Origin of the sequence: Streptomyces sp. NPDC093586 (genome assembly GCF_044764905.1) — a bacterium.
Lineage (GTDB): Bacteria > Actinomycetota > Actinomycetes > Streptomycetales > Streptomycetaceae > Streptomyces.
Window position 1 is genome coordinate 20,365 of record NZ_JBIWJA010000052.1, and the last position, 21,468, is coordinate 41,832.

The following is a 21,468-nucleotide window of genomic DNA, read 5'->3' on the forward strand; positions in this document are numbered from 1 at the left end:
CGGCATCCCGCCCTTTTGTATTTTCCGCCAGACGGAATATTCCGCAGCGAAACAAACCGATAGGATCGCCCCATGCGCCGTTCGAAAATCGTCTGTACTCTCGGCCCCGCGGTCGACTCCCACGAGCAGCTCGTCGCCCTGATCGAAGCCGGCATGAACGTGGCCCGCTTCAACTTCAGCCACGGCACGCACGCCGAGCACCAGGGGCGTTACGACCGCGTCCGGGCCGCCGCCAAGGAGACCGGCAGGGCCATCGGTGTCCTCGCCGACCTGCAGGGCCCCAAGATCCGCCTGGAGACCTTCGCCGAGGGTCCCGTCGAGCTGGTGCGCGGTGACGAGTTCACCATCACCACCGAGGACGTGCCGGGCGACCGGACGATCTGCGGCACGACGTACAAGGGCCTGCCCGGCGACGTGGCCAAGGGCGACCAGATCCTCATCAACGACGGCAACGTCGAGCTGAAGGTCACCGAGGTCGAGGGCCCCCGGGTCCGGACGATCGTCATCGAGGGCGGCGTCATCTCCGACCACAAGGGCATCAACCTGCCCGGCGCGGCCGTGAACGTGCCGGCGCTGAGCGAGAAGGACGTCGAGGACCTCCGCTTCGCGCTGCGCATGGGCTGCGACATGGTCGCGCTGTCCTTCGTCCGGGACGCCAAGGACGTGGCCGACGTGCACCGCGTGATGGACGAGGAGGGCCGCCGGGTCCCCGTCATCGCCAAGGTGGAGAAGCCGCAGGCGGTGGACAACATGGAGGACGTCGTGCTGGCGTTCGACGCCGTCATGGTGGCCCGTGGCGACCTGGCCGTCGAGTACCCGCTCGAGAAGGTCCCCATGGTGCAGAAGCGCCTGATCGAGCTGTGCCGGCGCAACGCCAAGCCGGTGATCGTGGCGACCCAGATGATGGAGTCGATGATCACCAACTCCCGGCCGACCCGCGCCGAGGCCTCCGACGTCGCCAACGCGATCCTGGACGGCGCGGACGCGGTCATGCTGTCGGCGGAGTCGTCCGTGGGCGCGTACCCGATCGAGACCGTGAAGACGATGTCGAAGATCGTCACCGCGGCCGAGCAGGAGCTGCTCTCCAAGGGCCTCCAGCCGCTGGTGCCGGGCAAGAAGCCGCGCACCCAGGGCGGTTCGGTGGCCCGTGCCGCCGCCGAGATCGCCGACTTCCTCGGCGGCAAGGGCCTGGTGGCCTTCACCCAGTCCGGCGACACCGCGCGCCGCCTGTCCCGCTACCGCGCGGCCCAGCCGATCCTCGCCTTCACCACCGACGAGTCCACCCGCAACCAGCTGGCGCTCAGCTGGGGCGTGGAACCGTACGTGGTGCCGTTCGTCAACACCACGGACGAGATGGTCGAGCTGGTGGACCAGGAGATGGTGAAGCTGAGCCGCTTCAACGACGGCGACGTCGTCGTGATCACCGCCGGCTCGCCCCCCGGCGTGCCCGGCACCACCAACATGGTCCGCGTGCACCACCTCGGCGAGACGCGCCGCGCCTGACGCCCACCGCGGGACACGACGAGGGCGCCCCCCTGTGGTTCGGGGGGGCGCCCTCGTCTCTGTGCGGCTCCCGGAGTGGCTCGTGGGCGGGCTCAGGTCGCTCAGGTCGCTCAGGTCGTGAACTGGTGCAGCCCGGGAACGTGCAGGGTGCCGCCGAACTGGCCGGCCTGGACGACCGTCACGTTCGTGAAGTAGATCAGCGGGATGTCCAGCGGCGGCGGGTGCTTCGGGTCGAAGGTGATCGGGATGAGACCGAGCAGGTTGCCCGAGATGCTCTCGGTGTACATGATCGTCTCGCCGTCGCGGATCGTGGACGTCGAGCCCTTGGCCGCCTGCACGTGGTAGGTCTTGCCGGACTGCTCGTCCTTCACCGTCTGGTGCAGGTCGCCGATGTCGGTGCCGTTCGAGACGACGTACTTGAGCACCTTCTTGGTGGTGCCGTTGGCCGTCCTGACCTCGACGATGCCCTTGTACGAGGCGCCCTTGAGCAGCAGCGAGCTGGCGTTCAGGTACCAGGGGTCGTCGGGCAGCGGCACCTTGTTGTCGACGCCGCCCTGCGCGTCCGTGGCGACCGGGCAGTCGTCCACGTCCGTGCCGGCGCTCTGCGAGGCGTCGGGGGTGGGCGAGGCGGTGGCCTCCCCGGCCTCCGCGGCGCCGGCCGTCTCCGTCGCGCCGGCCGCCTCCTCGGCGGTCTCGTCCGCCGTCTTCCCGGGCTCCTCGGCCGCTCCGGACACCGCATCGGCGGTGCCCTTCGCGGTGGCCTCCACCTCGCCGGTGACCTTCCCGACCGTGTCCTTCACGGTGCCGGAGACGTCCTCGGCGGTGCTCCCGGACGCCGTGGGGGTGGGCGTGGGGCTCGGAGTCTCCGCCGCCCCGCCGCCGGTGAGGATGCCCCCGACGGTGTCGCCGAGATCCTTCAGCAGACCGCCGCTCCCGCTCTCGGACGACGAGGGCGTCGGGGTGACGGCGCCGGACGCCTTCTCCTGGCTCTGCGCCTCGGAGGACGCCGAGGGGGCGGGCCCGGCCTTGTCGTCGGAACCTGAATCCGGCGAAGAGGCCGAACCGGCGCCCTGGTCGGCGCCCTTGCCGTTGCCCTTGTCCGCGTCCGCGGAGGCCGAGGGGTCCGGCTCCGGCACGTCGCCCCTGTCGCCGGGCTTGTCACCGGGTTCGCCGTCGTCCGCCCCGTCGGTCGCCGAGGGCGATGGCGTGGGAGACTGTGACGAGCCCTTCCCGGCGCCCTCCAGGGCCGCCACGCAGTCCTTGTACTCGTCGACCGTCAGGCTGTTCGACGGAGGCGCCGCGTCGTTGCCGTCGGCGAGGGCCAGCGTCGGCGTGAACCCCATCCCCATGAGGACCGCCGTGGGCATCGCCGCCAGAGCTATCGCCTTCCCGGCCGGCATGTGGAACCTGGTGAACAACGGCTTCTTGGGTGCCGCGTGACGCGGCCCGGTTCTCACACGGGACGCCTCCACGTCAGTCCCGCGGGTCACCTCGTCAGCCGGCACTGTGCCTCCCGTTCGCCCCGTTGGCCGGGCTCGTTCCTGACAGATCCTTCGGCTCTTCCACACCGTCCCGCGGCTGCGGCACCGTGGCGTCGGGCCCGGTGGTGTCGGGTCCGGTGGCGTCGGGCCCGGTGGTGTCGGGCACCGGAGCGCCGGGGACCACGCCCTCGGGCGCGCCGCCCGTTCCCTCGGACTCCAGCGGCGGCTCGGTCCGCGGCGGTTCACCCGGCACCCAGGACACGGCCATCGCTCCGCCGATCAGCGCGAGCAGGAAGCCGATGAGGAAGCCGCCGAGGTTGGACACGGGGATGGACACCAGCGCCAGCAGGATCGACGCGACGCCCGCGAAGACCCGGACGTGCTTCTGGAACCACAGGCTGACGCCCAGGACGACCAGCAGCACACCGATGATCAGGGACCCGGCGCCCGCGGTGGTGGCCATCGCCAGCGTCAGGTGACCGATCTGGAGGTTCGCGTACGGGAAGTAGGCGATGGGGAGTCCGCCGAGGGCGACGAACAGACCGGCCCAGAACGGCCGCGCGCCTCGCCAGGCACGGAACTGCAGCCTCCGGCGGGTGAACTGACCGGTTGCGGCAGGAGTCTCGGCGCTCATGGAAAACAGCTCCCTGGTACGGCTTTGCTGTGGTGGAGATGCGGGCCGTGCGCGAAGGCACGGCCGGAGAGTGGACGGGCGGGGGCGCCACCGGCTCCCCCGCCCGTCAGCGAGTGCTTAGTAGCACTCCTTGACACCCTTGGACAGCGACATCTTCAGGCCGCTGAGCTTGAAGGTTCCGGCGGTGGTCGCCCACGCCGTCTGCTTCACGCCGGTCAGCGTGACCGAGTCGGCCTGCTGCGAGAACCCGTACGGGTTCGTCGTGTCGCCCTTCTTGATGCCGGGACCCTTGGCGGCGTCCTTGGCCGCGACGCCGATGTCGATGCCGCGGAACGTGGCATCGGCCTCGAGCTGCTCGACGTCGATGTACAGGTTCTCGGCCTCGACCGCCTTGCCGCCGCCACCGGCCTTCAGCATGAGGCTGACCGAGCCGATGAGCGGGATGTCCGGGGTGACCACGGACTGGCACATGCCCTTGATCTGCGCGGACTTGAACGCCGAGACGGCGACGGGGTGAGCCGTCTTCTGTCCGTCGAGCGTGTAGCCCGAGTCGATCGCCCCGTACTGGACGAAGCCCGTGCCGTCGAGCTGGTCCGCCGTCACCTTGAACGACTGGCCGGAGACGCTGAACGACGCGGCCAGGGCACCCTGCGCCAGCGCCACGCCTATCGCGGCCGTCGCGGCCACGCTGGGCACCATGACGACGGCGAACCGCTTCCATCTGGTCCCGCCACGCACCTGGGACTCCATATTTCCTCCTTCTCGGACGTACATCTCCTGACCTCGGCCGGCCCCCGGATCGGCGGCTCGGCCTGGCAGGGATGGGAGAAGTGCTACGTCCTCGGGAAGGAGAGCGCCCGCGCTCGGCGGCGCGTGCAACGCGCCCGAATCACCGGCGATCACCCCCGAGCGACAACCACTGGTCGCGCCTGACACACATCACGCACAACCCTGCTGGACAGGCTTCACCGGCTGGGTGAAGACCCCCCTGCCCAAGAGCCGGCGCCACTGCCGCCGGCTCTGCTCGGTGGGGACCCAGGAACCCCCGTGACCCGACTGGCTTTCGGGGTACGGGAATGGACCGAGCGTCGCCGATCGTGGTGCATTCTCGCCGTCGGCACAAGGGGCTCGTTACTCACTAGTAACGGCTGGATAACCGCGGGACGACGCACCGGCCCCGGACGGCGACGCTGGGTGCGTCATCAGGGGAGAACAAAACCATTGATCGCCGGACAGACACCGACAGAACGACGCGTGCGACTTACTAGCAGTAACAGCGGCCGCGATTACCAAGATTTGGTAAAGCGCGGCCGCACTGACGTCATGTCGACAGTTCCCTCACTCGGGCATCACCCGGCCGGGCGGTCGACCACCGCCCGGCGGAAGGAGCCCGGAAACGCCCTCTAGAACAGGGCGCGGGCGAGCGCCCTGCGCGCCGCGGTCACCCGCGGATCGTCGGCGCCGACCACCTCGAACAGTTCCAGCAGGCGCACCCGTACGGCGTCCCGGTCGTCCCCGGCCGTGCGGCGCACCGTGTCGATGAGCCTGCCGAAGGCGTCCTCCACGTGCCCGCCCACCAGATCCAGGTCGGCGGCGGCGATCTGCGCCTGCGCGTCGTCCGGCCTGTCGGCCGCGTCCTGCCGGACCCGCTGCGGGTCGGCGCTCTGCACGCGCTGGAGCAACTCGGCCTGGGCCAGGCCGAGTTTGGCCTCCGTGTTGCCCGGGTCGTCGCTGAGCACGTTCTGGTACGCGCGGACGGCACCGGCCAGGTCACCGGCGTCCAGCGCCTGCACGGCAGCCTCCAGGGCCGCGTCGTGCGGCCCGGCCGGGCGCTCGGGAGCGGCGGCCCGGTCCGCGCCCGGCTCCGCCTCCGGGTCGACGACGAGACCGGTCAGGCCGAAGCGCTGCTCGGCGACCTGCACCAGCTGGTCCAGGGTCTGGCGGATCTGCGCCTCGCCCGCGGCGCCCTGGAACAGCGGCAGCGCCTGTCCGGCCACGACCGCGAACACGGCCGGGATGCCCTGGACACCGAACTGCTGCATCAGCATCTGGTTGGCGTCGACGTCGATCTTGGCGAGGAGGAAGCGCCCGTTGTACTCGACGGCGAGCCGCTCCAGGACGGGGCTCAACTGCTTGCAGGGCTCGCACCATTCGGCCCAGAAGTCGATGACGACCGGGACCTCGGTGGACCGCTGCAGGACGTCGCTCTCGAAGCGGGCCTCGTCGACGTCGATGACGAGGTCGGCCGGGGAGACACCCCCCGCTCCGCCGTGCCGGGCGGCCTCGGCGCGCGCCTGCTCCGCCTTGGCCTTGGCCTCCTGGGCCGCCTTCACCGCGGCGAGGTCGACGACCCCGCTCATGGACATGTTCCGTGGCTGCATGGGTCTATCCTCCCCTGTCCTGCGCGCGTGTGTGAAAAGCGGCGTGAAGGCACGCCCCGATGTGTGCCGTCGGCACGGTCTGCCGGCGCCGGGTCCCCACCCTGCGCCTGTGGTCGTCGCTCGGACACGGGAACACCCGCGCTTTCGCTACGAGTCGTAGCGTAATGCCATGACGGGCCGTCGGAACACCCCGCTCCGGTGATCTGCCTCACGGCCGGCCGCCGGAAACGCGCCGGTTATGGTCGGGGCATGCAGAGCAGTACCCCCGCCGGGCGTCCCGGGCGTCCGCGCAGTGCCGCGGCGGACACCGCGATCCTGGCCGCGACCCGGGCGGCCCTGGTGGACCTCGGCTGGTCGAAGCTCACCCTGGGAGACGTCGCGATGCGGGCCGGGGTTGCGAAGACGACCCTCTATCGTCGCTGGGCGGGCAAGAACGAGCTGGTCGTGGACGCGGTGGCGGAGCTGTTCGACGAACTCGAACTGCCCGACCGCGGCTGTCTGGCCGCCGACATCGAGGGCGTGGTGCTGCAGTTCGCGGCGATCCTGGCCCGGCCGGAGGCCAGGAGCGGGCTGATGGCGGTGGTGGCCGAGTCCACGCGGGACGACGCGCTGCGCGAACGCATCCGCACGTCGATCGTCGACCGCCAGAAGCGCCTGGTCCTGGAAGGCCGCGCCCGCGCCCAGGCCCGCGGCGAGCTGTCCGCCGAGCCCGACCCGGCGGAGGCCGCCCGCACCGCGGACCTCATCTTCGACGTGGTGGCGGGCGCGGTGGTCCACCGGACCCTGGTCAGCGCGGAACCGGCCGACGGGGAGTGGGTGCGGGGCCTGACGCGGATACTGCTGTGGGGCCTGACGGCCCAGCCGGCCGAGCCGCTTGACCCCGCTTCCTGGCCGACCGAGTCGGGTGGTGGGTGGGCATAGGCCGGGGGTCCAGGGGGCGGAGCCCCCTGGCGGCGCCCGCACCGGCACCGTGCGCCTAGAACCCAGCCGGCTCCGTATAGACGCCCCACTCCTCCCGCAGCACCCCGCAGATCTCCCCGAGCGTCGCCTCGGCCCGCACCGCGTCCAGCATCGGCTCGATCATGTTCCCGCCGGACCGCGCCGCGGCGAGCATCGCGTCCAGCGCGGAGCGCACCGCCGCGTCGTCCCGGGCCGCCCTGCGCTCGCCCAGCACCCGCACCTGCTCGCGCTCGACCTCGTGGCTGACCCGCAGGATCTCCAGGTCGCCCGTGACGGAGCCGGTGTGGACGTTGACCCCGACGACCTTCTTGTCGCCCTTCTCCAGCGCCTGCTGGTACCGGAAGGCCGACTCGGCGATCTCGCCGGTGAACCACCCGTCCTCGATCCCGCGCAGGATCCCGGACGTCATCGGCCCGATCGGGTGCTGACCGTCGGGGTGGGCCCGCAGCCCCCGCTCCTTGATCCGCTCGAAGATCTTCTCCGCGTCCGCCTCGATCCGGTCGGTCAGCTGCTCGACGAACCAGGAACCGCCCAGCGGGTCGGCGACGTTGGCGACGCCGGTCTCCTCCATCAGCACCTGCTGGGTCCGCAGGGCGATCTCGGCGGCCTGCTCGCTGGGCAGGGCGAGGGTCTCGTCCAGGGCGTTGGTGTGCAGGGAGTTGGTCCCGCCGAGCACGGCGGCCAGCGCCTCCACGGCCGTACGCACCACGTTGTTGTACGGCTGCTGCGCGGTCAGCGAGACTCCGGCGGTCTGGGTGTGGAACCGCAGCCACTGCGCCTTCTCGCTCTTCGCGCCGTAGACGTCCCGCATCCACCGCGCCCAGATCCTGCGCGCCGCGCGGAACTTGGCGATCTCCTCGAAGAAGTCGACGTGCGCGTCGAAGAAGAAGGACAGCCCCGGCGCGAAGACGTCGACGTCCAGCCCGCGGCTGAGCCCCAGCTCGACGTACCCGAACCCGTCCGCCAGCGTGTACGCCAGCTCCTGCGCGGCCGTCGCCCCGGCCTCGCGGATGTGGTACCCGGAGACGGAGAGCGGCTTGTAGGCGGGGATACCGGCCGCGCAGTACTCCATGAGGTCGCCGATCAGGCGCAGGTGCGGCTCGGGCTGGAAGAGCCACTCCTTCTGGGCGATGTACTCCTTGAAGATGTCCGTCTGGAGCGTGCCGTTGAGCACGGACGCGTCGACGCCCTGCCGCTCGGCGGCGACGAGGTACATGCAGAAGACGGGCACGGCGGGCCCGCTGATCGTCATGGAGGTCGTCACGTCCCCGAGCGGGATGTCCTTGAACAGCACCTCCATGTCGGCGGCCGAGTCGATGGCCACCCCGCAGTGCCCGACCTCGCCCAGCGAGCGCGGGTCGTCGGAGTCGCGGCCCATCAGCGTCGGCATGTCGAAGGCGACGGAGAGCCCCCCTCCGCCGTTGCGGAGGATCATCTTGTACCGCTCGTTGGTCTGCTCGGCGTTCCCGAACCCGGCGAACTGCCGGATGGTCCACGTCCGCCCCCGGTAGCCGGTGGGATACAGCCCCCGGGTGAAGGGGAACTCCCCCGGCCACCCGATCCGCTCGAACCCCTCGTACCTGTCCCCGTCCCGGGGCCCGTACACCGGCTCCACGGGATCCCCGGAGAGCGTGGTGAAGTCCGCCTCACGCTTGCGCGCGGCGTCGTACCGGGCCTGCCACCGACGGCGGCCTTCCTCCATGGCGTCAGCGTCCATACCCTCGAATTTACTAGGACGTCCAAGTAAATGTCGATGGGGTACCGCCGAACGGGCGTCCGTACGGCGGTGGGGTCAGACCTTGACGGCCGCCGGCGCGGCCTCGGCGACCTTGGCGTCCAGCTCCCGGCTGATCTTCCGCTCCACGAAGAAGGCCGCCGTCGGGACGGTCCCCGCGAGCAGCACCCAGAGCTGCTTCTTGACCGGCCACTTCGCCTTGGAGCCCAGGTCGAAGGCGAAGACGAGGTAGATCACGTACAGCCAGCCGTGGGCGATGCTGACGACCCGGGTGAAGTCGGCGGCGCCGTCCAGCTCCAGGGCGTACTTGGCGATCATGCCCAGGCACAGGGCGATCAGCAGGACACCGGTGACGTACGCCATGACGCGGTAGCGGGTCAGCACGCTCTTTTTCATGCCTACGAGCGTAACCACCCGTTTCGGGTGATCTTCCAGCGGGCCCGCCGACACGCTCACTCCCCCTCGAAGTCCCCCGCCGCCACCCGCAGGGGCCTGAGCATCGCGAAGATCTCGGCGCACTCCTCCGCGTCGTACACGCCCAGGCCGAAGTCCATGGCCATGAGGTCGCGGGTGGCCGACTCGACGACCTCGCGGCCCTTGTCGGTGATGCTGGCGAGCGTGCCGCGGCCGTCGTTGGGGTTGGGGCGCTTGTCGACCAGGCCGGAGCGGACCAGGCGGTCGACGGTGTTGGTCACGGAGGTGGGGTGCACCATGAGCCGTTCGCCGATCTTGGACATCGGCAGCTCGCCCGACTTGGAGAAGGTGAGCAGCACCAGCGCCTCGTAGCGCGCGAACGTCAGCCCGTACGGCTTGACCACCGCGTCGACCTCGGCCAGCAGGATCTGGTGCGCGCGCATGATCGACGTGATCGCGGCCATGGAGGGGACGCCGCCCCAGCGCTGCTTCCAGAGTTCGTCGGCGCGGGCGATGGGATCGAAGGAGAGGCTGAGGGGCTTCGGCACGGCATCAGACCTTACCGGCCGGTCATATGCCGATCAGCACCGTCTCGCCTTTCGATACCTCCGCCCGCCGCCGGCCGCGTCATCGGCCCCTTGGGACCGGCGGGCTCGCAGGTGAAGGTGTCGCGCCTTCGCGAGTCGCCCGACGCGGCGGACTCGGTGAGTCACGGCCGGCTCCTGCCACGGTGGCGGTGGGGCGCAGGCAGGACGTGAGCCGCCGCTCTCCGGCCCCGTTCAGGAGTCGGTCGGTTCATGAACGGGACGCGCGGTGGGGATCGGTGGCCGTGACGACTCCCCCTGGGTGCCGGCGTGCGGTGTCTCCCGCATGGGGAAGGCCATCAGGGTCATACCCACGGGAATCGTCCCGGGTGAGCGCGGCGGGCGGGCGGCGTCGTGGAGTTCCGCCGCGACGTCGGCGAGCTTCTGCCGGACCCCTTCCCACACGCCCGGGTCCACCCACAGTTCCGCATCGACCGTCACCCCCCCGCCTTCCGGGTGTCGGTGTACGGCGCGCTCCTTGAGCATATGAGCCAACGTGGCTCCCAGCAGCGGAGACCCGTCGTTCCGGTCGGACAGCGGTGATCCGTGGACGGTGCGATAGCGGCGTTCCCGGCCGCCGCGGCGGATGCGCTCCTCGGCCAGTTCGACCAGGCCTGCGGCATCCAGGTTCCGGAGGTGCCGGCTGGCCAAGGCATGGGAAATGTCCAGCTCACGGGAGAGCTCAGCGGCCGACATGGGTCCGGGCCACATGAGCGTGAGCATCCGCAGCCGCACGGGATGTGCAAGTGCTCTCAGAACGGGATCCACCTCGGTCACGCAGCAAGTAAAGCGCATGGAGCCATGACCGAGGGACTACCCCCAACGGAATGGTTGGGGGTAGGGTACCGAAGCCTGAAACGGTGCGCTGATGGGGGCTGGGCATGACCATGGGCCTGTTCGCGGTGTTACGGGATCGCAACGCCCGTCTCTACATGGCGGGAGTGACCGTCTCAGGCTTCGGGGACTCGGCCATGCTCCTGGCCGCCGGGATCTGGGTGAAGGAACTCACCGGTTCCAATAGCCTCGCCGCCTTGGTGGGATTCTGTTCCTGGGCACCCGCCTTGGCCGGACCGTTCATCGGCACCCTGGCCGACCGAATGCGCCGCCGCACACTCTTGATCACCACCAGCCTGGTCCTGGCCGTGATCATGGCAACACCGGTCGCTGTGCGTTCTTCGCAGGACGTCTGGCTGCTCTTCGCCGTGCTGACCATGGTCGGAGTGGGCACCGTGCTCATGGACGCCGCCGAAACCGCGTTGATCGCTTCAGCTATTCCGAGCGGACTTCGCGGGGACTTCAACGGCCTGGTCCGGACCGCGATCGAAAGCAACAAACTGATCGGCCCCCTGGTCGGTGCGGCCCTTTTCACCGTCCTCGGTGGCCCCACCGTCGCTCTGCTGAACGCACTGTCCTTCCTCCTGGGCGCAGCCGCGTTCAGCATGATCCGCGTGCGCGAACCGATACCCGCGCACCGGCCACGGAAGAGCTGGAGCGCCGAAACCGCGGAAGGAATCCGCTATCTGTGGAGACATCCGATGCTGCGATCCCTGGTCGTAGCGGGCGGCTGCGCCATGGCGGCGTCGAGCCTCAGCAGCACTGCCACGTACGCGCTCCTCGACATCGGACTCCATCAGCCCGCAGCATTCGCCGGCGTCCTCACCTCCACTCAGGGACTCGGGTCGGTCGTCAGCGGCCTGGCAGTCGGCGCGCTCCTGCGCCGGACTCCGACACACGCTCTGTCAGCCATCGGGCTCGCCCTCTTCGCCCTCGGAGCCCTGGCCCGGCTCACCGGATTCGTCCCCGTCGTCGTAGGCGGCAGCCTGCTCATCGGCCTGGGACTGCCCTGGCCTCTCATCAGCGCGCTGACCGCGGTCCAGAGGGAAACGCCGGACGAGCTCCTCGGCCGGGTCGCGGCCACCGCGAACACCCTGGTCTTCGCCCCGACCGGTCTCGCGCTCCTCGCGGGTACAGCCATGGTCGCCGCTTTCGACTACCGGGTGCAGCTCCTCACGGCAGGCACGCTCGGCCTGTCAACGGCCCTGCTGCTGGTGGTCACGGCTCGCGCTCGGCATCGGCGCAGTCCCGCTGAGCCGGGCTCGAACGACCGACGGCACGAGACCGACGCCGCGCAGAAAGGATGAGCAGCGCCCTCGACACATCCATCCGCTGTCGGCCTTGACTCTCCTCGGGAGAACCGCGTCGTGGCCACACGGGCAAGGCCGTCCACCTGCTGCATCGGGCTCGCTCAGGTGCCGTAGGCCGGCGTCGGTGGCGAGGTGAATGCGTACCGCCCGAGCGGCTCGTGCCGTTTCCTCACGGAGGGCATGGACGTCAGCGCAGGACGTAGCTTCCGGCCCCCAGGACCGTGCGAAGGCGGCCCTCCTCGCGCAGGGCGACGACAGCCTTCTGGACCGTCGACTGAGTCACGCCGTACTCCCCTGCCAGGGTGACCGTGCCGGGGAAGCGCTCACCCGGCTTCCACTCGCCGGCGTCCAGGCGTCGACGAAGGTCGGCGGCCACCTGGGGCCAGACGGGAACAGCGCGATCAAGGTCCATGCTCCTAGCGTCCGCGGGAATGCGGACGTGTGCTACCGCGTAACCGCGTAACCGCGTAAGGTCTGTGTCGCAAGGACCCCGGCGACCGCGCGAACGGCCCCGGGGAGTGGCCGACGCTATGAAGGAGCGACGACATGCACGACACTACTCAGCTTCGACGACTGCCCTGGCAAGAGGATGGCCGACCCGCGTTCGTCCCGCCGGGCGACGGGATCGTCAACCGGCTGGCCGACGTTCTGGAGGCGGAGCTGATCGAGACAGCACAGGCCGACGCCATCCGTGCGCGGAGCCTGGCCGACGACACGAGGGCGACAATGCCGGAACTGAGGACCGCCCTGCGCTTCGTCGCGCACTCCCTCGACGACGCGGCCCTGGTCGCGACCCTGCGTGGCGAGCGGCTGGGGCTGGACAGCTCGGAGCCGCCGAACGGGCAGGACCTCTGACGCCTGCCCGGGCAGGCGGGCGGCGTGCATGCGAAGAGGCCCGGCGCCCCTGGTCGTTTCGGGGGCGCCGGGCCTTCGGTGGGTGCCGTCTGCCGCGTACGGCTACTCGGCGAGGTGCCGTTCCACCGTCTCGACCTTGGACGTGAGGCCGTCCGTCACGCCGGGGCGGATGTCCGCCTTGAGGACCAGGGACACCCGCGGCGCCCGCGCCTCGACGGCGGCGACGGCCCGCCGGACGACGTCCATGACCTCGTCCCACTCACCCTCGACGGACGTGAACATCGCGTCGGTGCGGTTCGGCAGCCCCGACTCGCGGACCACCCGGACCGCGTCGGCCACGTACTCCCCGACGTCCTCGCCGACGCCCAGCGGCGTCACGGAAAAGGCGACGATCATGCGTTGACGATCCCTTCCTGACGGGCGCGCGAGGCGATGACCGCGTTCTCGGCCTCACGCTTGAGCTTGCGCTCGGCGAAGAAGCCGCCGGTCGGCAGGACCGAGAGGACGAAGTAGAGGGCGGCGGTCTTCAGTGGCCACTTGGTGCGGTTCCAGGCGTCCGCCCAGAAGACCACGTAGAGGACGAAGAGGACGCCGTGGATCATGCCCATCACCGGCACCGCGTTGAAGTCCGTGGTCCGCTTCAGGATGGAGCAGACGAGCAGCAGGAGGAACGAGATCGCCTCGGGGCCCGAGACCAGGCGGAGGCGGCGGAGAGCGGTGGCGGTCTTGAGATCCACGGGTCACCTTCGGTGGGAGAGGGGATGGCTGAGGGATCGATGGGTGAGCTGGCGGTTTGTGAACACACTCACAAGCGCTCGTCCATTGTGACAAACCCCCGGCGCGCCCGGGTGAGGGGGTCGGGGCCGGGGCCCCTGGGGACGGAATCGGGGAGCGTCTCCGCCCGTGGGCCCTGTCGGCGGGCCCGTCCGGCCGCTACCTTCCCATTTGTGGCGATGTTCCGACTCCAGGGCAGCAAGGTGCTCGCCGTCGACATGACCGGGGACGCTGTGAAGGCGAAGAACGGCTCGATGGTCGCGTACGACGGGGAGATGGCCTTCAAGAAGCTGAGCGGCGGCGGTGAGGGCATCCGGGGCATGGTGACCCGGCGGCTCACCGGCGAGCAGATGACGGTGATGGAGGTGAGGGGGCGGGGGACCTGCTGGTTCGCGGACCGGGCCTCGGAGATCAACCTGGTGACCCTGCAGGGTGACAAGCTGTACGTCGAGGCCGGCAACTTCCTGGCGGCCGACGCCGGGCTGCGCACGGGCACCAGCTTCACGGGGGTCCGCGGCGCCTCGCAGGGCAACGGGCTGTTCACCACGACCGTCGAGGGGCACGGGCAGGCCGCGATCATGTCGGACGGTCCGGCGGTGGCGCTGCGGGTCAGCGCCCAGTACCCGCTGACCGTCGACCCGGGGGCGTACGTCGCGCACCAGGGGAACCTGCGGCAGTCCTTCCAGTCGGGCGTGACCTTCCGCACAGTGCTCGGCGAGGGCGGCGGGGAGGCCTTCCAGATCCGCTTCGAGGGCGACGGGCTGGTGTACGTGCAGCCGAGCGAGCGGAACACGATCGCGGGGGATGTCTGACATGGCCTTCCAGGAGATCAACGCGAAGATGATCCGGGCGACCGTCGCCCCGGGACAGCGGCTGTTCAGTCAGCGCGGCGCGATGCTCGCCTACCAGGGCGAGGTGTCCTTCACCCCGAACCTGCGCGGCGGCCAGGGCGGGGTCATGTCGATGATCGGCCGCCGGGTGGCGAACGAGGACACCCCGCTGATGACCGTCGAGGGCAGCGGCACGGTGTTCTTCGGGCACGGCGGCCACCACGTGCAGGTCATCCACCTCTCCGGCGACACGCTGTACGTCGAGGCGGACCGCCTCCTCGCCTTCGAGGGCACCCTGGAGCAGGGCACGGTGTTCCTGGGCGCGCAGGGCGGGGTCATGGGCATGGTGCGCGGGCAGGTCAGCGGTCAGGGGCTGTTCACGACCTCCCTCAGAGGGCACGGCGCGGTGGCGGTGATGGCCCACGGGGGCGTCTTCGAGGTGCCCGTCACCCCGCACCGGACGGTGCACGTCGACCCGCAGGCCTACGTCGCCCACCACGGTGACCTCCGCAACCGGCTGTCCACGGCGCTGGGCTGGCGGGACATGGTGGGCCGTGGCTCCGGCGAGGCGTTCCAGCTGGAGCTGAGCGGCAACGGCACGGTGTACGTCCAGGCGTCCGAGGAGAAGCTTTGAGCACCGTCCACCACGACCCGGCGACGCTGCCGGCCGACGACAACGTCAACGCGTACACCTTCTGCGTGGAGCTGAAGGGGAGCCGGTGGTTCCTGCAGAAGGGGAAGATGATCGCCTACTACGGGACGATCGAGTTCAACGGGATCGGGCACGGCCGGCTGGACCGGCTGGTGCGCACGTCCTTCCATTCACCTCTGCACGCGAGCGACTGGGTCGTCGCCGAGGGCTCGGGCAAGATGCTCCTCGCCGACCGGGCCTTCGACGTGAACTCGTACGACCTGGAGGACGGCAATCTGACCATTCGCTCGGGCAACTTGCTCGCTTTTCAGCCAAGTCTCGCTCTCAAGCAGTCGATCGTGCCGGGTTTCCTGACCCTGATCGGAACCGGGAAGTTCGTGGCCGCGTCGAACGGTCCGGTGGTGTTCATGGAACCCCCGATCCGGGTGGACCCGCAGGCCCTGGTCGGCTGGGCCGACTGCCCCTCGCCCTGCCATCACTACGACCACGGGTACATGACCGGCCTATTGGGCGGTCTACGTGCGATGACGGGCCTGGGCGGCGCTTCCGGGGAGGAGCACCAGTTCGAGTTCGTGGGGGCGGGGACGGTGCTGCTGCAGTCGAGCGAGGTGTTGATGGCGGAGCAGGACACGGGGGTCGCTCCGCAGCAGGCGGGCGTGCCCGGCGGCGGCGCCCAGGGCGCGCCGGGAGGCCGGTCGGGGGTACCGGGGCTTCCCGGACAGCTGGGAGACCTCCAGCGCCGCTTCGGGCTGTGAACGGTAATCTGCGGAGTGTGACGTCGAACGCGTGCGCACCCGTCACCGTCACACGGAACCCCTCACTAGTTCGCCTTTCAACTTCTTAGGTAGACTTCATTCATGGAGACCGAGACGGCCACCCGCTGGCTGACCGAAACGGAGCAGTGTGCTTGGCGCACCCACCTGGAGGTCAACAGGCTGTTGACGCACCAGCTCGAGAAGGACCTGCAGCCGTTCGGCCTGACGATGAACGACTACGAGATCCTGGTGAACCTCTCCGAGTCCGAGGACGACAGGATGCGGATGAGTGATCTCGCCTCCGCCACGATGCAGTCCAAGAGCCGCCTCTCCCACCAGATCACCCGCATGGAGAACGCGAACCTGGTCCGGCGGGAGAACTGCGAGTCCGACCGCCGCGGGCTCTACGCCGTCCTCACCGAGCACGGCCTGGAGACGATGCGGAAGGTCGCGCCGCACCACGTGGCGTCCGTGCGCAGGCACTTCATCGACCTGCTGTCCCCCGAGGCCCTGGCGGAGCTCGACAAGGCGCTCAGGCCCGTCGCCGAGCACCTGCGCGGCCAGCGGGGACGTCCCTGACCCGCGGACGGACGAGGTCCGCGCGGGTTCTCACCGCCCGCCCCTCCCGGGGGCGGGCCTCCGGGTCTCAGTCCGCTGCGCCGAGAGCTTCGTAGACGCGCCCGAGGTAGTCGTGCGTGCGCTCCGAGCCGAGGATCCCGGTACCCAGCCGGTTCATCGCGTACGCGAACGTGACGCGCCGGTCGAGGTCCATCACGACGATCGAACCGCCCCAGCCGGCCCAGAAGCAGACCGTTCCGGTGGGCATGCCCGGGATCGTCCTGGGGCCGGCGAGCGCGTAGCCGATGCCCCAGCGCACGGGAATGCCCAGGAACAGGTCGGTCCCGTCGGCCTGTACGTCGAAGATCCTGTCCACGGTCTCCGGTGAGAGCAGCCGCAGGCCGTTCGCCTCGCCGTGCCGGGAGATCACGGAGAGGGCACGCGCCAGGCCCCGTGCGTTGCCGTGTCCGTTGACGGCCCCGAGTTCGGCCCGGCGCCAGCGCGGGGTGTCGACGTGCTCGTCCCGGGCGGGGCTGCCGAGCATCGTCCTGGTGAGGACCGCTTCGGGATCGAGGCCCTCCGGCACCGCGGGGGTCTGCGACGACGGCACCAGCGCGGAGATCCGCGGCCAGTCGGCCTCCCGCGCGCCGATCTGGACGTCGGCTGCCAGCGGCCCGGCTATCTCGGTCTCCACGAACTCGGTCAGGGTGCAGCCGTCGACCCGTCGGACCAGCTCTCCCACGAGCTGTCCCTGGGTCTGCATGTGGTAGCCCGAGGCGGTCCCCGGCTCCCACCAGGGCGCCTGTGCCGCCAGCCGGGCGCTCGCCGTCGGCCGGTCGTACAGGTCGTCCATGGTGAAGGGCTGCTCCCAGCCGGAGAGCCCCGAGGTGTGGCCCAGGACGTGCCGCACCTCGATGTCCTGCTTGCCCCGGGCGGCGAACTCGGGCCAGTAGTGCGCGACCGGCCGGTGCAGGTCCAGCGCTCCCCGGTCGACGAGGACGAGAGCCGCCAGGCTGGTGAGGGTCTTGGTGGTCGACCACAGGCCGACCACCGTGTCCCGTCGCCACGGGACGGTTCGTGCCGCGTCGGCGTGCCCGCCCCACAGGTCGACCTCCATGACGCCGTCGACGTCGACGGCGATCGACGCCCCCAGCTCCTCGCCCGATTCGAGATGCGCTGCCAGTGCTGCCCGGACCGGTTCGAACCGGGCGGTACTCGTTCCTTCGACGGTGACCATGGTTTTCCTCACTGTGGACGGCGTTCGCTCGCCTCCTCAACGCGGCGATCGGCGCCCCGGTTCACCGTCGTGGCAGTTCACAGGGTTGTTCCACGCCGTCCGGGCGTCCCTTCAGCGGGCAGTGGAGCACCACACGCCGAAGCTCGCGCCGGGCGGTTCCCTGCTAATGTCCCCATATGCGGTAGGCGGACGACGAGGTCCTCACCACTTCCGTCCCTGTGCACCACTCTCCCCGCCCGGGCGCTCGGACCATCGCGACAGGGATCCTCCAGGATCACGCGGACGCCCCCGGCGCGGCACCCGTGACGCTCGCCGTCGCACCCATGACGCGACCGGTCCCTCCCGGGCGGGCCGGCGGCCGGAAGAGGCCGCTCACGTACCGGCAGGACGTGCGTGCGCAAGTGGTGACACCGTCGAGCGGGGTGCCTGAGGGGAAACGATGACGACCGTGGGGCAGGAATTCGACTTCGGGCTGCTGGGCCCGCTGGTGGTGCGGCGTGCGGGCACGGTGCTCGATCCGGGGCGGCGCAAGCAGCGGCTGCTGCTGGTGCGGCTGCTGCTCGCGGACGGCTGCGCGGTCGCTCCCGAGACGCTGTGCGAGGAGCTGTGGTCGGAGCGGCCGGGACGGGCACCGGGCGGGGCGACGGCCTCCCTGCACGCCCACGTCAGCAAGGTCCGCGCGGTCCTGGAACCCCAGCACCTGCGCGGACGGGGGACGTTCGAGGTACTGGTCACCGAGCCCGCCGGCTACGCCCTGCGCGTCCCGCCCGAGAGCCGGGACACCGTGCGTTTCGAGCGGGCCGCCGACCAGGCGCGCAGGCTGCTGGACCAGAGGCGGCCGGACGACGTCCTGCGGGAGGCCGGGCGGGCCCTGGGCATGTGGCGCGGTGCCGCGCTCGCCGACGCCGCGCACCACCTGTTCGCCGCCCACGAGAGCGCGCGTCTGGAGGAACTGCGGCAGACGGTGCGGGAGATCCGTACCACCGCTCTGCTGCTGAGCGGGCGGATCCCCGAGGCCGTGGAGGCGGCACAGGAGCTGACCCGGACGCACCCGCTGCGGGAGACCGGCTGGGCCCTGCTGCTGCGTGCCCTGTACCTGGCCGGCCGGCACCCCGAGGCACTGCGGCGGTACGCGGACCTGCGCCGGCACCTCGCCGACGAACTCGGCCTCGAACCCGGCCCCGGACTGCGCGCCCTGCACGACGGCATCCTCCGCCACGACCTGCCGCCCCTGTCCCTGCCCGGGGCGGCCGACGCGGAGGGTTCCACGGCCGGCACCGCGGGCGGTCGTGGTCCGGGCCGACCAGCCGCGGCACCGGCAGACCGGCCCGAGGTTCCCGTGGACCGGGGCGGGACGCCTCCGGGCGGGGTCCGTCCCGGGACCGCGGCCCCGGACGCCCCGTCCGGCCAGGCCGCGGCCCACGGCGCCACGGCCTGTGGGCCGGCCGCCGATGCGACGCCGTCCGGCCCGGACACCGGGGCGTCCGCCGGTCCGACGGGCCCGTCGCATGCCGACGGCCACCGGACGGGGGACGGCGGCGGAAGCGAGCCGCCGCCCTTGGCGCATCCGGCGCAACTGCCCGGTGACCTGCCGGTGTTCGCGGGACGCGCGGCGGAGAGCGCGTGGCTGTCCGCCGCGAGCGGTGCGCCCGGCCGGCCGGGGCCCGCCGGCGCCCCCGTCATGGTCATCGGCGGTGCTCCCGGTGTCGGCAAGACCACCTTCGCCGTCCACCACGCCCACCGGATCGCGTCCTCGTTCCCCGACGGGCAGCTCTTCGTCAATCTGTGCGGGTTCCATCCGCACGCCCCCGCAGTGGAGCCCGGCGACGCCCTGCACGGTTTCCTCACCGCTCTCGGGGTCCCCGCCCAGCGCATCCCCGAGGACACCGACGGGCGCAGCACGCTGTTCCGCAGTCTCCTGGCCGGCCGGCGGGTCCTGCTCGTCCTGGACAACGCCCGCGACGAGGAGCAGGTCCGTCCCCTGCTGCCCGCGGGCGACGGCTGCCTGACCCTGGTCACCAGCCGCAACCGGCTCCCGGGTCTGATCGCGGCCGACGGGGCCAAGCCCTTGACCCTCGCGCTGCCCTCGCGGGCCGAGGCCCACGAGACGCTGGCACGGCGGCTGGGCCCGGAACGCCTGGCCGCCGAGCCCGACGCCGCGGCCGACATCGTCCGGCTGTGCGGACGGCTTCCGCTGGCCCTGGCCGTGGTGGCCGCCCGAGCGGAACTCGACCCGGCCTTCCCCCTGCGCGCCGTCGCCGACGACCTGCGGGACGCCCACGGCGGTCTGGAGGCGTTCGCCGGCTTCGACACCGGCACCGACGTCCGCAGCGTGTTCTCCTGGTCCTACCGGTCCCTGGACCGGTCCGCCGCGCGGCTCTTCCGGCTCCTGGCCCTGCACCCAGGCCCCGACATCACCGCCCCGGCCGCCGCCGGCCTCGCCGGGCTCCCCCTGCCCGCGACCCGTCGTCTGCTCGCCGTACTGACCCGCTCCTGCCTCGTCGAACAGCCCCTGCCCGGCCGGTACGCCCTGCACGACCTGCTGCGCGGCTACGCCGCCGAACTCACCCACGCCCACGACGACGCCGGCGAACGTCACCGCGCCACCCTCCGGGTCCTGGACCACTACATGTTCACGGCCTACGAAGCCAACCGGCTGTTCCAGCAGGACTCGCTGCCCGAACTCGACCTCGGCTCCCCGAGCGCGGGCGTCGGCCCGGAAGACATCACCACCGTGGAGCAGGCGAACCGGTGGTTCAGCGCCGAGCACCGGGTACTGGCCGCCCTCCTGCACACCGCCGTCGGCCAGGGACTGGACCACCACACCACCGGGCTGGCCTGGTCGCTGAAGGAGTACCTGAACCGCCAGGAGTACTGGCCGGAAGCCATCACCGCGCTGATCCCCGCCCTGGAAGTGGCCCGGCGCCGGGGCGACCGCCTCGAGGAAGGCCGCTGTCTGCGCCACATCGGCGGCATCCACGGCTACCTCGGCCACCGGGAGGAGTCCCTGCGCCATCTGGAGCAGGCCATCGCGATCCTCGAGGAGGTCGGCGCGCCGGCCGAACAGGCCCGCGCCCACTACGCCACGGCGTGCGCGCTGCACCTGTTCGGCCGCACCCCGGAGGCCGTGGCGTCCTCCGAACGAGGACTCGCGCTGTCCCGGGCGACGGGGGACGAGCTGTGGACGGCCGAATGCCTCGTCGAACTCGCCTGGTTCCACTCCAACCTGGGGCAGGCCGAGAGGGCCCTCGCGCTCAGCGAGGAGGCCCTCGCCCTGTACCAGCGCCTGGACGCCCCCTGGCAGCTGGCCCAGAGCTGGGACGTCCAGGGCCACATGCTCCGTCAGCTCGGCCGCTATGAGGAATCGGTGGCCACCTACCGGCGGGCGCTGGCGGCGTTCGAGGAGCTGGGCGACCGGAGGAACGCCGTCGGCGCCCTGATGCGACTGGGCGACACGCGTCTGGCCATGGGCGACCGGGAGGCCGCCCGGACGGACTGGGGCCGCGCCCTCGCCGACGCCGAACAGCAGGCGCTGTCCCACAGCGCCCAGGAGGTCCGGGAGCGACTCAGCGCCCTGGACGCCGAAGCAGACCGCACGGCCGTCACGCCGGAGAGTGCCGAGGGCGGCCGGCGCGTCCCGGCGCCGCCGGGCGATGCTCCCGCGCGCGACCGCACTCCGGCGAGGGCCTAGGGCGCGGGCCGGATCCGCGAAGGCGGCCGTGCCGGGTGACCGGCACGGCCGGAAGGCCGGTCGTCCGGTGCCGCGGTCGCGGTGGCCGGACGGTTGCGGCGGGCCCGCAGCAACCGTCACCGGCGGTGAACGTCCGGCCCGCCGTTGCTCACTTGGCGAGGAAGGTGAGCAGGGCGTCGGTGACCTCCTGGGCGTGGGTCCACAGCAGGCCGTGGGGGGCGCCGTCGATGACGACGTAGTCGGCGTGGGGGAGTGCCCGGTGGAAGGGCTCGGCGGTGGC

General features: G+C 71.2%; 22 protein-coding genes. 9 read left to right on the plus strand and 13 right to left on the minus strand.

The features are described 5' to 3' along the window. The first annotated feature begins 72 nt into the window (after positions 1–72). Complete coding sequence (pyk, locus tag ACIRFH_RS33410; protein ID WP_403529285.1) at positions 73–1,503, plus strand: pyruvate kinase; 1,431 nt, start codon at positions 73–75, stop codon at positions 1,501–1,503. 110 nt (positions 1,504–1,613) lie between these two features. Here pyk and ACIRFH_RS33415 read toward each other — a convergent pair whose 3' ends face one another. The 4 genes from ACIRFH_RS33415 to ACIRFH_RS33430 all read right to left on the minus strand — a co-directional run bounded on the left by ACIRFH_RS33415 (position 1,614) and on the right by ACIRFH_RS33430 (position 5,999). Further along, positions 1,614–3,008, minus strand: coding sequence for a hypothetical protein (locus tag ACIRFH_RS33415; RefSeq protein ID WP_403529288.1), 1,395 nt, complete (start codon positions 3,006–3,008; stop codon positions 1,614–1,616). Continuing rightward, a complete protein-coding gene (locus ACIRFH_RS33420) occupies positions 2,998–3,618 on the minus strand; it encodes a DUF6114 domain-containing protein (RefSeq protein WP_403529291.1) in 621 nt (206 codons plus the stop codon). Before ACIRFH_RS33420 ends, ACIRFH_RS33415 begins: the two co-directional genes overlap by 11 nt. Positions 3,619–3,735: 117 nt before the next feature. Next, complete coding sequence (locus ACIRFH_RS33425; protein WP_403529294.1) at positions 3,736–4,368, minus strand: DUF6230 family protein; 633 nt, start codon at positions 4,366–4,368, stop codon at positions 3,736–3,738. A gap of 653 nt (positions 4,369–5,021) precedes the next feature. Further along, the gene (locus ACIRFH_RS33430) at positions 5,022–5,999 is read right to left on the minus strand and encodes a tetratricopeptide repeat protein (RefSeq protein ID WP_403529297.1); all 978 of its coding nucleotides are present in this window, start codon (positions 5,997–5,999) and stop codon (positions 5,022–5,024) included. Between the two features lie 249 nt (positions 6,000–6,248). Between ACIRFH_RS33430 and ACIRFH_RS33435 the strand changes: the two genes are divergently transcribed. Further along, positions 6,249–6,920 (plus strand): TetR/AcrR family transcriptional regulator, encoded by a 672-nt coding sequence (locus ACIRFH_RS33435; RefSeq protein WP_403529300.1) that lies wholly within the window; start codon positions 6,249–6,251, stop codon positions 6,918–6,920. A gap of 55 nt (positions 6,921–6,975) precedes the next feature. Here ACIRFH_RS33435 and ACIRFH_RS33440 read toward each other — a convergent pair whose 3' ends face one another. The 4 genes from ACIRFH_RS33440 to ACIRFH_RS33455 all read right to left on the minus strand — a co-directional run bounded on the left by ACIRFH_RS33440 (position 6,976) and on the right by ACIRFH_RS33455 (position 10,469). Continuing rightward, positions 6,976–8,676, minus strand: a complete 1,701-nt coding sequence (locus ACIRFH_RS33440) for a methylmalonyl-CoA mutase (RefSeq protein ID WP_403529303.1) — start codon at positions 8,674–8,676, stop codon at positions 6,976–6,978. A 75-nt stretch (positions 8,677–8,751) separates the two neighbouring features. Further along, a complete protein-coding gene (locus tag ACIRFH_RS33445) occupies positions 8,752–9,090 on the minus strand; it encodes a DUF3817 domain-containing protein (protein WP_403529306.1) in 339 nt (112 codons plus the stop codon). Positions 9,091–9,146: 56 nt separating this feature from the next. Then, positions 9,147–9,656, minus strand: coding sequence for a MarR family winged helix-turn-helix transcriptional regulator (locus ACIRFH_RS33450; protein WP_403529309.1), 510 nt, complete (start codon positions 9,654–9,656; stop codon positions 9,147–9,149). Positions 9,657–9,887: 231 nt separating this feature from the next. After that, the gene (locus ACIRFH_RS33455; RefSeq protein WP_403529312.1) at positions 9,888–10,469 is read right to left on the minus strand and encodes an ArsR/SmtB family transcription factor; all 582 of its coding nucleotides are present in this window, start codon (positions 10,467–10,469) and stop codon (positions 9,888–9,890) included. A gap of 104 nt (positions 10,470–10,573) precedes the next feature. Here ACIRFH_RS33455 and ACIRFH_RS33460 point away from each other — a divergent pair, with 104 nt between their 5' ends. Next, on the plus strand, positions 10,574–11,833 hold the full coding sequence (locus ACIRFH_RS33460; RefSeq protein WP_403529315.1) for an MFS transporter: 1,260 nt from the start codon (positions 10,574–10,576) through the stop codon (positions 11,831–11,833). A 190-nt stretch (positions 11,834–12,023) separates the two neighbouring features. On the opposite strand, the gene ACIRFH_RS33465 is transcribed toward ACIRFH_RS33460, so the two are convergent. Then, complete coding sequence (locus ACIRFH_RS33465; protein ID WP_403529318.1) at positions 12,024–12,248, minus strand: GntR family transcriptional regulator; 225 nt, start codon at positions 12,246–12,248, stop codon at positions 12,024–12,026. 134 nt (positions 12,249–12,382) lie between these two features. On the opposite strand from ACIRFH_RS33465, the gene ACIRFH_RS33470 reads away from it, so the two are divergent. Then, a complete protein-coding gene (locus tag ACIRFH_RS33470; protein WP_403529321.1) occupies positions 12,383–12,691 on the plus strand; it encodes a sulfatase in 309 nt (102 codons plus the stop codon). A gap of 102 nt (positions 12,692–12,793) precedes the next feature. Here ACIRFH_RS33470 and ACIRFH_RS33475 read toward each other — a convergent pair whose 3' ends face one another. Both ACIRFH_RS33475 and ACIRFH_RS33480 read right to left on the minus strand, forming a co-directional pair. After that, entirely contained in the window at positions 12,794–13,087 is a 294-nt protein-coding gene (locus ACIRFH_RS33475) for an MTH1187 family thiamine-binding protein (RefSeq protein ID WP_043383196.1), read from the minus strand. Next, positions 13,084–13,428 carry a DUF3817 domain-containing protein gene (locus tag ACIRFH_RS33480; protein ID WP_403529325.1) on the minus strand — a complete coding sequence of 115 codons (345 nt, stop codon included), beginning with the start codon at positions 13,426–13,428 and terminating at the stop codon, positions 13,084–13,086. The genes ACIRFH_RS33475 and ACIRFH_RS33480 overlap by 4 nt, the downstream gene beginning before the upstream one ends. 216 nt (positions 13,429–13,644) lie before the next feature. Between ACIRFH_RS33480 and ACIRFH_RS33485 the strand changes: the two genes are divergently transcribed. The 4 genes from ACIRFH_RS33485 to ACIRFH_RS33500 all read left to right on the plus strand — a co-directional run bounded on the left by ACIRFH_RS33485 (position 13,645) and on the right by ACIRFH_RS33500 (position 16,281). Then, positions 13,645–14,277, plus strand: a complete 633-nt coding sequence (locus tag ACIRFH_RS33485) for an AIM24 family protein (RefSeq protein ID WP_403529344.1) — start codon at positions 13,645–13,647, stop codon at positions 14,275–14,277. A gap of 1 nt (position 14,278) precedes the next feature. Continuing rightward, positions 14,279–14,929, plus strand: coding sequence for an AIM24 family protein (locus ACIRFH_RS33490; protein ID WP_403529347.1), 651 nt, complete (start codon positions 14,279–14,281; stop codon positions 14,927–14,929). Beyond that, positions 14,926–15,702: an AIM24 family protein gene (locus ACIRFH_RS33495; protein WP_403529328.1), complete on the plus strand. Its 777-nt coding sequence runs from the start codon at positions 14,926–14,928 to the stop codon at positions 15,700–15,702. Before ACIRFH_RS33490 ends, ACIRFH_RS33495 begins: the two co-directional genes overlap by 4 nt. A gap of 102 nt (positions 15,703–15,804) precedes the next feature. Next, positions 15,805–16,281, plus strand: coding sequence for a MarR family winged helix-turn-helix transcriptional regulator (locus ACIRFH_RS33500; RefSeq protein ID WP_403529332.1), 477 nt, complete (start codon positions 15,805–15,807; stop codon positions 16,279–16,281). Between the two features lie 67 nt (positions 16,282–16,348). Here ACIRFH_RS33500 and ACIRFH_RS33505 read toward each other — a convergent pair whose 3' ends face one another. Then, positions 16,349–17,497, minus strand: coding sequence for a serine hydrolase domain-containing protein (locus ACIRFH_RS33505; RefSeq protein ID WP_403529335.1), 1,149 nt, complete (start codon positions 17,495–17,497; stop codon positions 16,349–16,351). A gap of 448 nt (positions 17,498–17,945) precedes the next feature. Here ACIRFH_RS33505 and ACIRFH_RS33510 point away from each other — a divergent pair, with 448 nt between their 5' ends. Then, positions 17,946–21,188, plus strand: coding sequence for an AfsR/SARP family transcriptional regulator (locus ACIRFH_RS33510; protein WP_403529338.1), 3,243 nt, complete (start codon positions 17,946–17,948; stop codon positions 21,186–21,188). Positions 21,189–21,336: 148 nt separating this feature from the next. Here ACIRFH_RS33510 and ACIRFH_RS33515 read toward each other — a convergent pair. After that, positions 21,337–21,468 (minus strand): alpha/beta fold hydrolase (locus tag ACIRFH_RS33515; RefSeq protein WP_403529350.1); only part of this gene is annotated, 132 nt, incomplete at its 5' end.

Coding starts and splice junctions, on each gene's coding strand:
- pyk (WP_403529285.1), top strand. CDS start 73: ATGCGCCGTTCGAAAATCGTCTGTACTCTCGGCCCCGCGGTCGACTCC.
- ACIRFH_RS33420 (WP_403529291.1), bottom strand. CDS start 3,618: ATGAGCGCCGAGACTCCTGCCGCAACCGGTCAGTTCACCCGCCGGAGG.
- ACIRFH_RS33425 (WP_403529294.1), bottom strand. CDS start 4,368: ATGGAGTCCCAGGTGCGTGGCGGGACCAGATGGAAGCGGTTCGCCGTC.
- ACIRFH_RS33430 (WP_403529297.1), bottom strand. CDS start 5,999: ATGCAGCCACGGAACATGTCCATGAGCGGGGTCGTCGACCTCGCCGCG.
- ACIRFH_RS33435 (WP_403529300.1), top strand. CDS start 6,249: ATGCAGAGCAGTACCCCCGCCGGGCGTCCCGGGCGTCCGCGCAGTGCC.
- ACIRFH_RS33440 (WP_403529303.1), bottom strand. CDS start 8,676: ATGGACGCTGACGCCATGGAGGAAGGCCGCCGTCGGTGGCAGGCCCGG.
- ACIRFH_RS33445 (WP_403529306.1), bottom strand. CDS start 9,090: ATGAAAAAGAGCGTGCTGACCCGCTACCGCGTCATGGCGTACGTCACC.
- ACIRFH_RS33460 (WP_403529315.1), top strand. CDS start 10,574: ATGACCATGGGCCTGTTCGCGGTGTTACGGGATCGCAACGCCCGTCTC.
- ACIRFH_RS33465 (WP_403529318.1), bottom strand. CDS start 12,248: ATGGACCTTGATCGCGCTGTTCCCGTCTGGCCCCAGGTGGCCGCCGAC.
- ACIRFH_RS33470 (WP_403529321.1), top strand. CDS start 12,383: ATGCACGACACTACTCAGCTTCGACGACTGCCCTGGCAAGAGGATGGC.
- ACIRFH_RS33475 (WP_043383196.1), bottom strand. CDS start 13,087: ATGATCGTCGCCTTTTCCGTGACGCCGCTGGGCGTCGGCGAGGACGTC.
- ACIRFH_RS33485 (WP_403529344.1), top strand. CDS start 13,645: ATGTTCCGACTCCAGGGCAGCAAGGTGCTCGCCGTCGACATGACCGGG.
- ACIRFH_RS33490 (WP_403529347.1), top strand. CDS start 14,279: ATGGCCTTCCAGGAGATCAACGCGAAGATGATCCGGGCGACCGTCGCC.
- ACIRFH_RS33500 (WP_403529332.1), top strand. CDS start 15,805: ATGGAGACCGAGACGGCCACCCGCTGGCTGACCGAAACGGAGCAGTGT.
- ACIRFH_RS33505 (WP_403529335.1), bottom strand. CDS start 17,497: ATGGTCACCGTCGAAGGAACGAGTACCGCCCGGTTCGAACCGGTCCGG.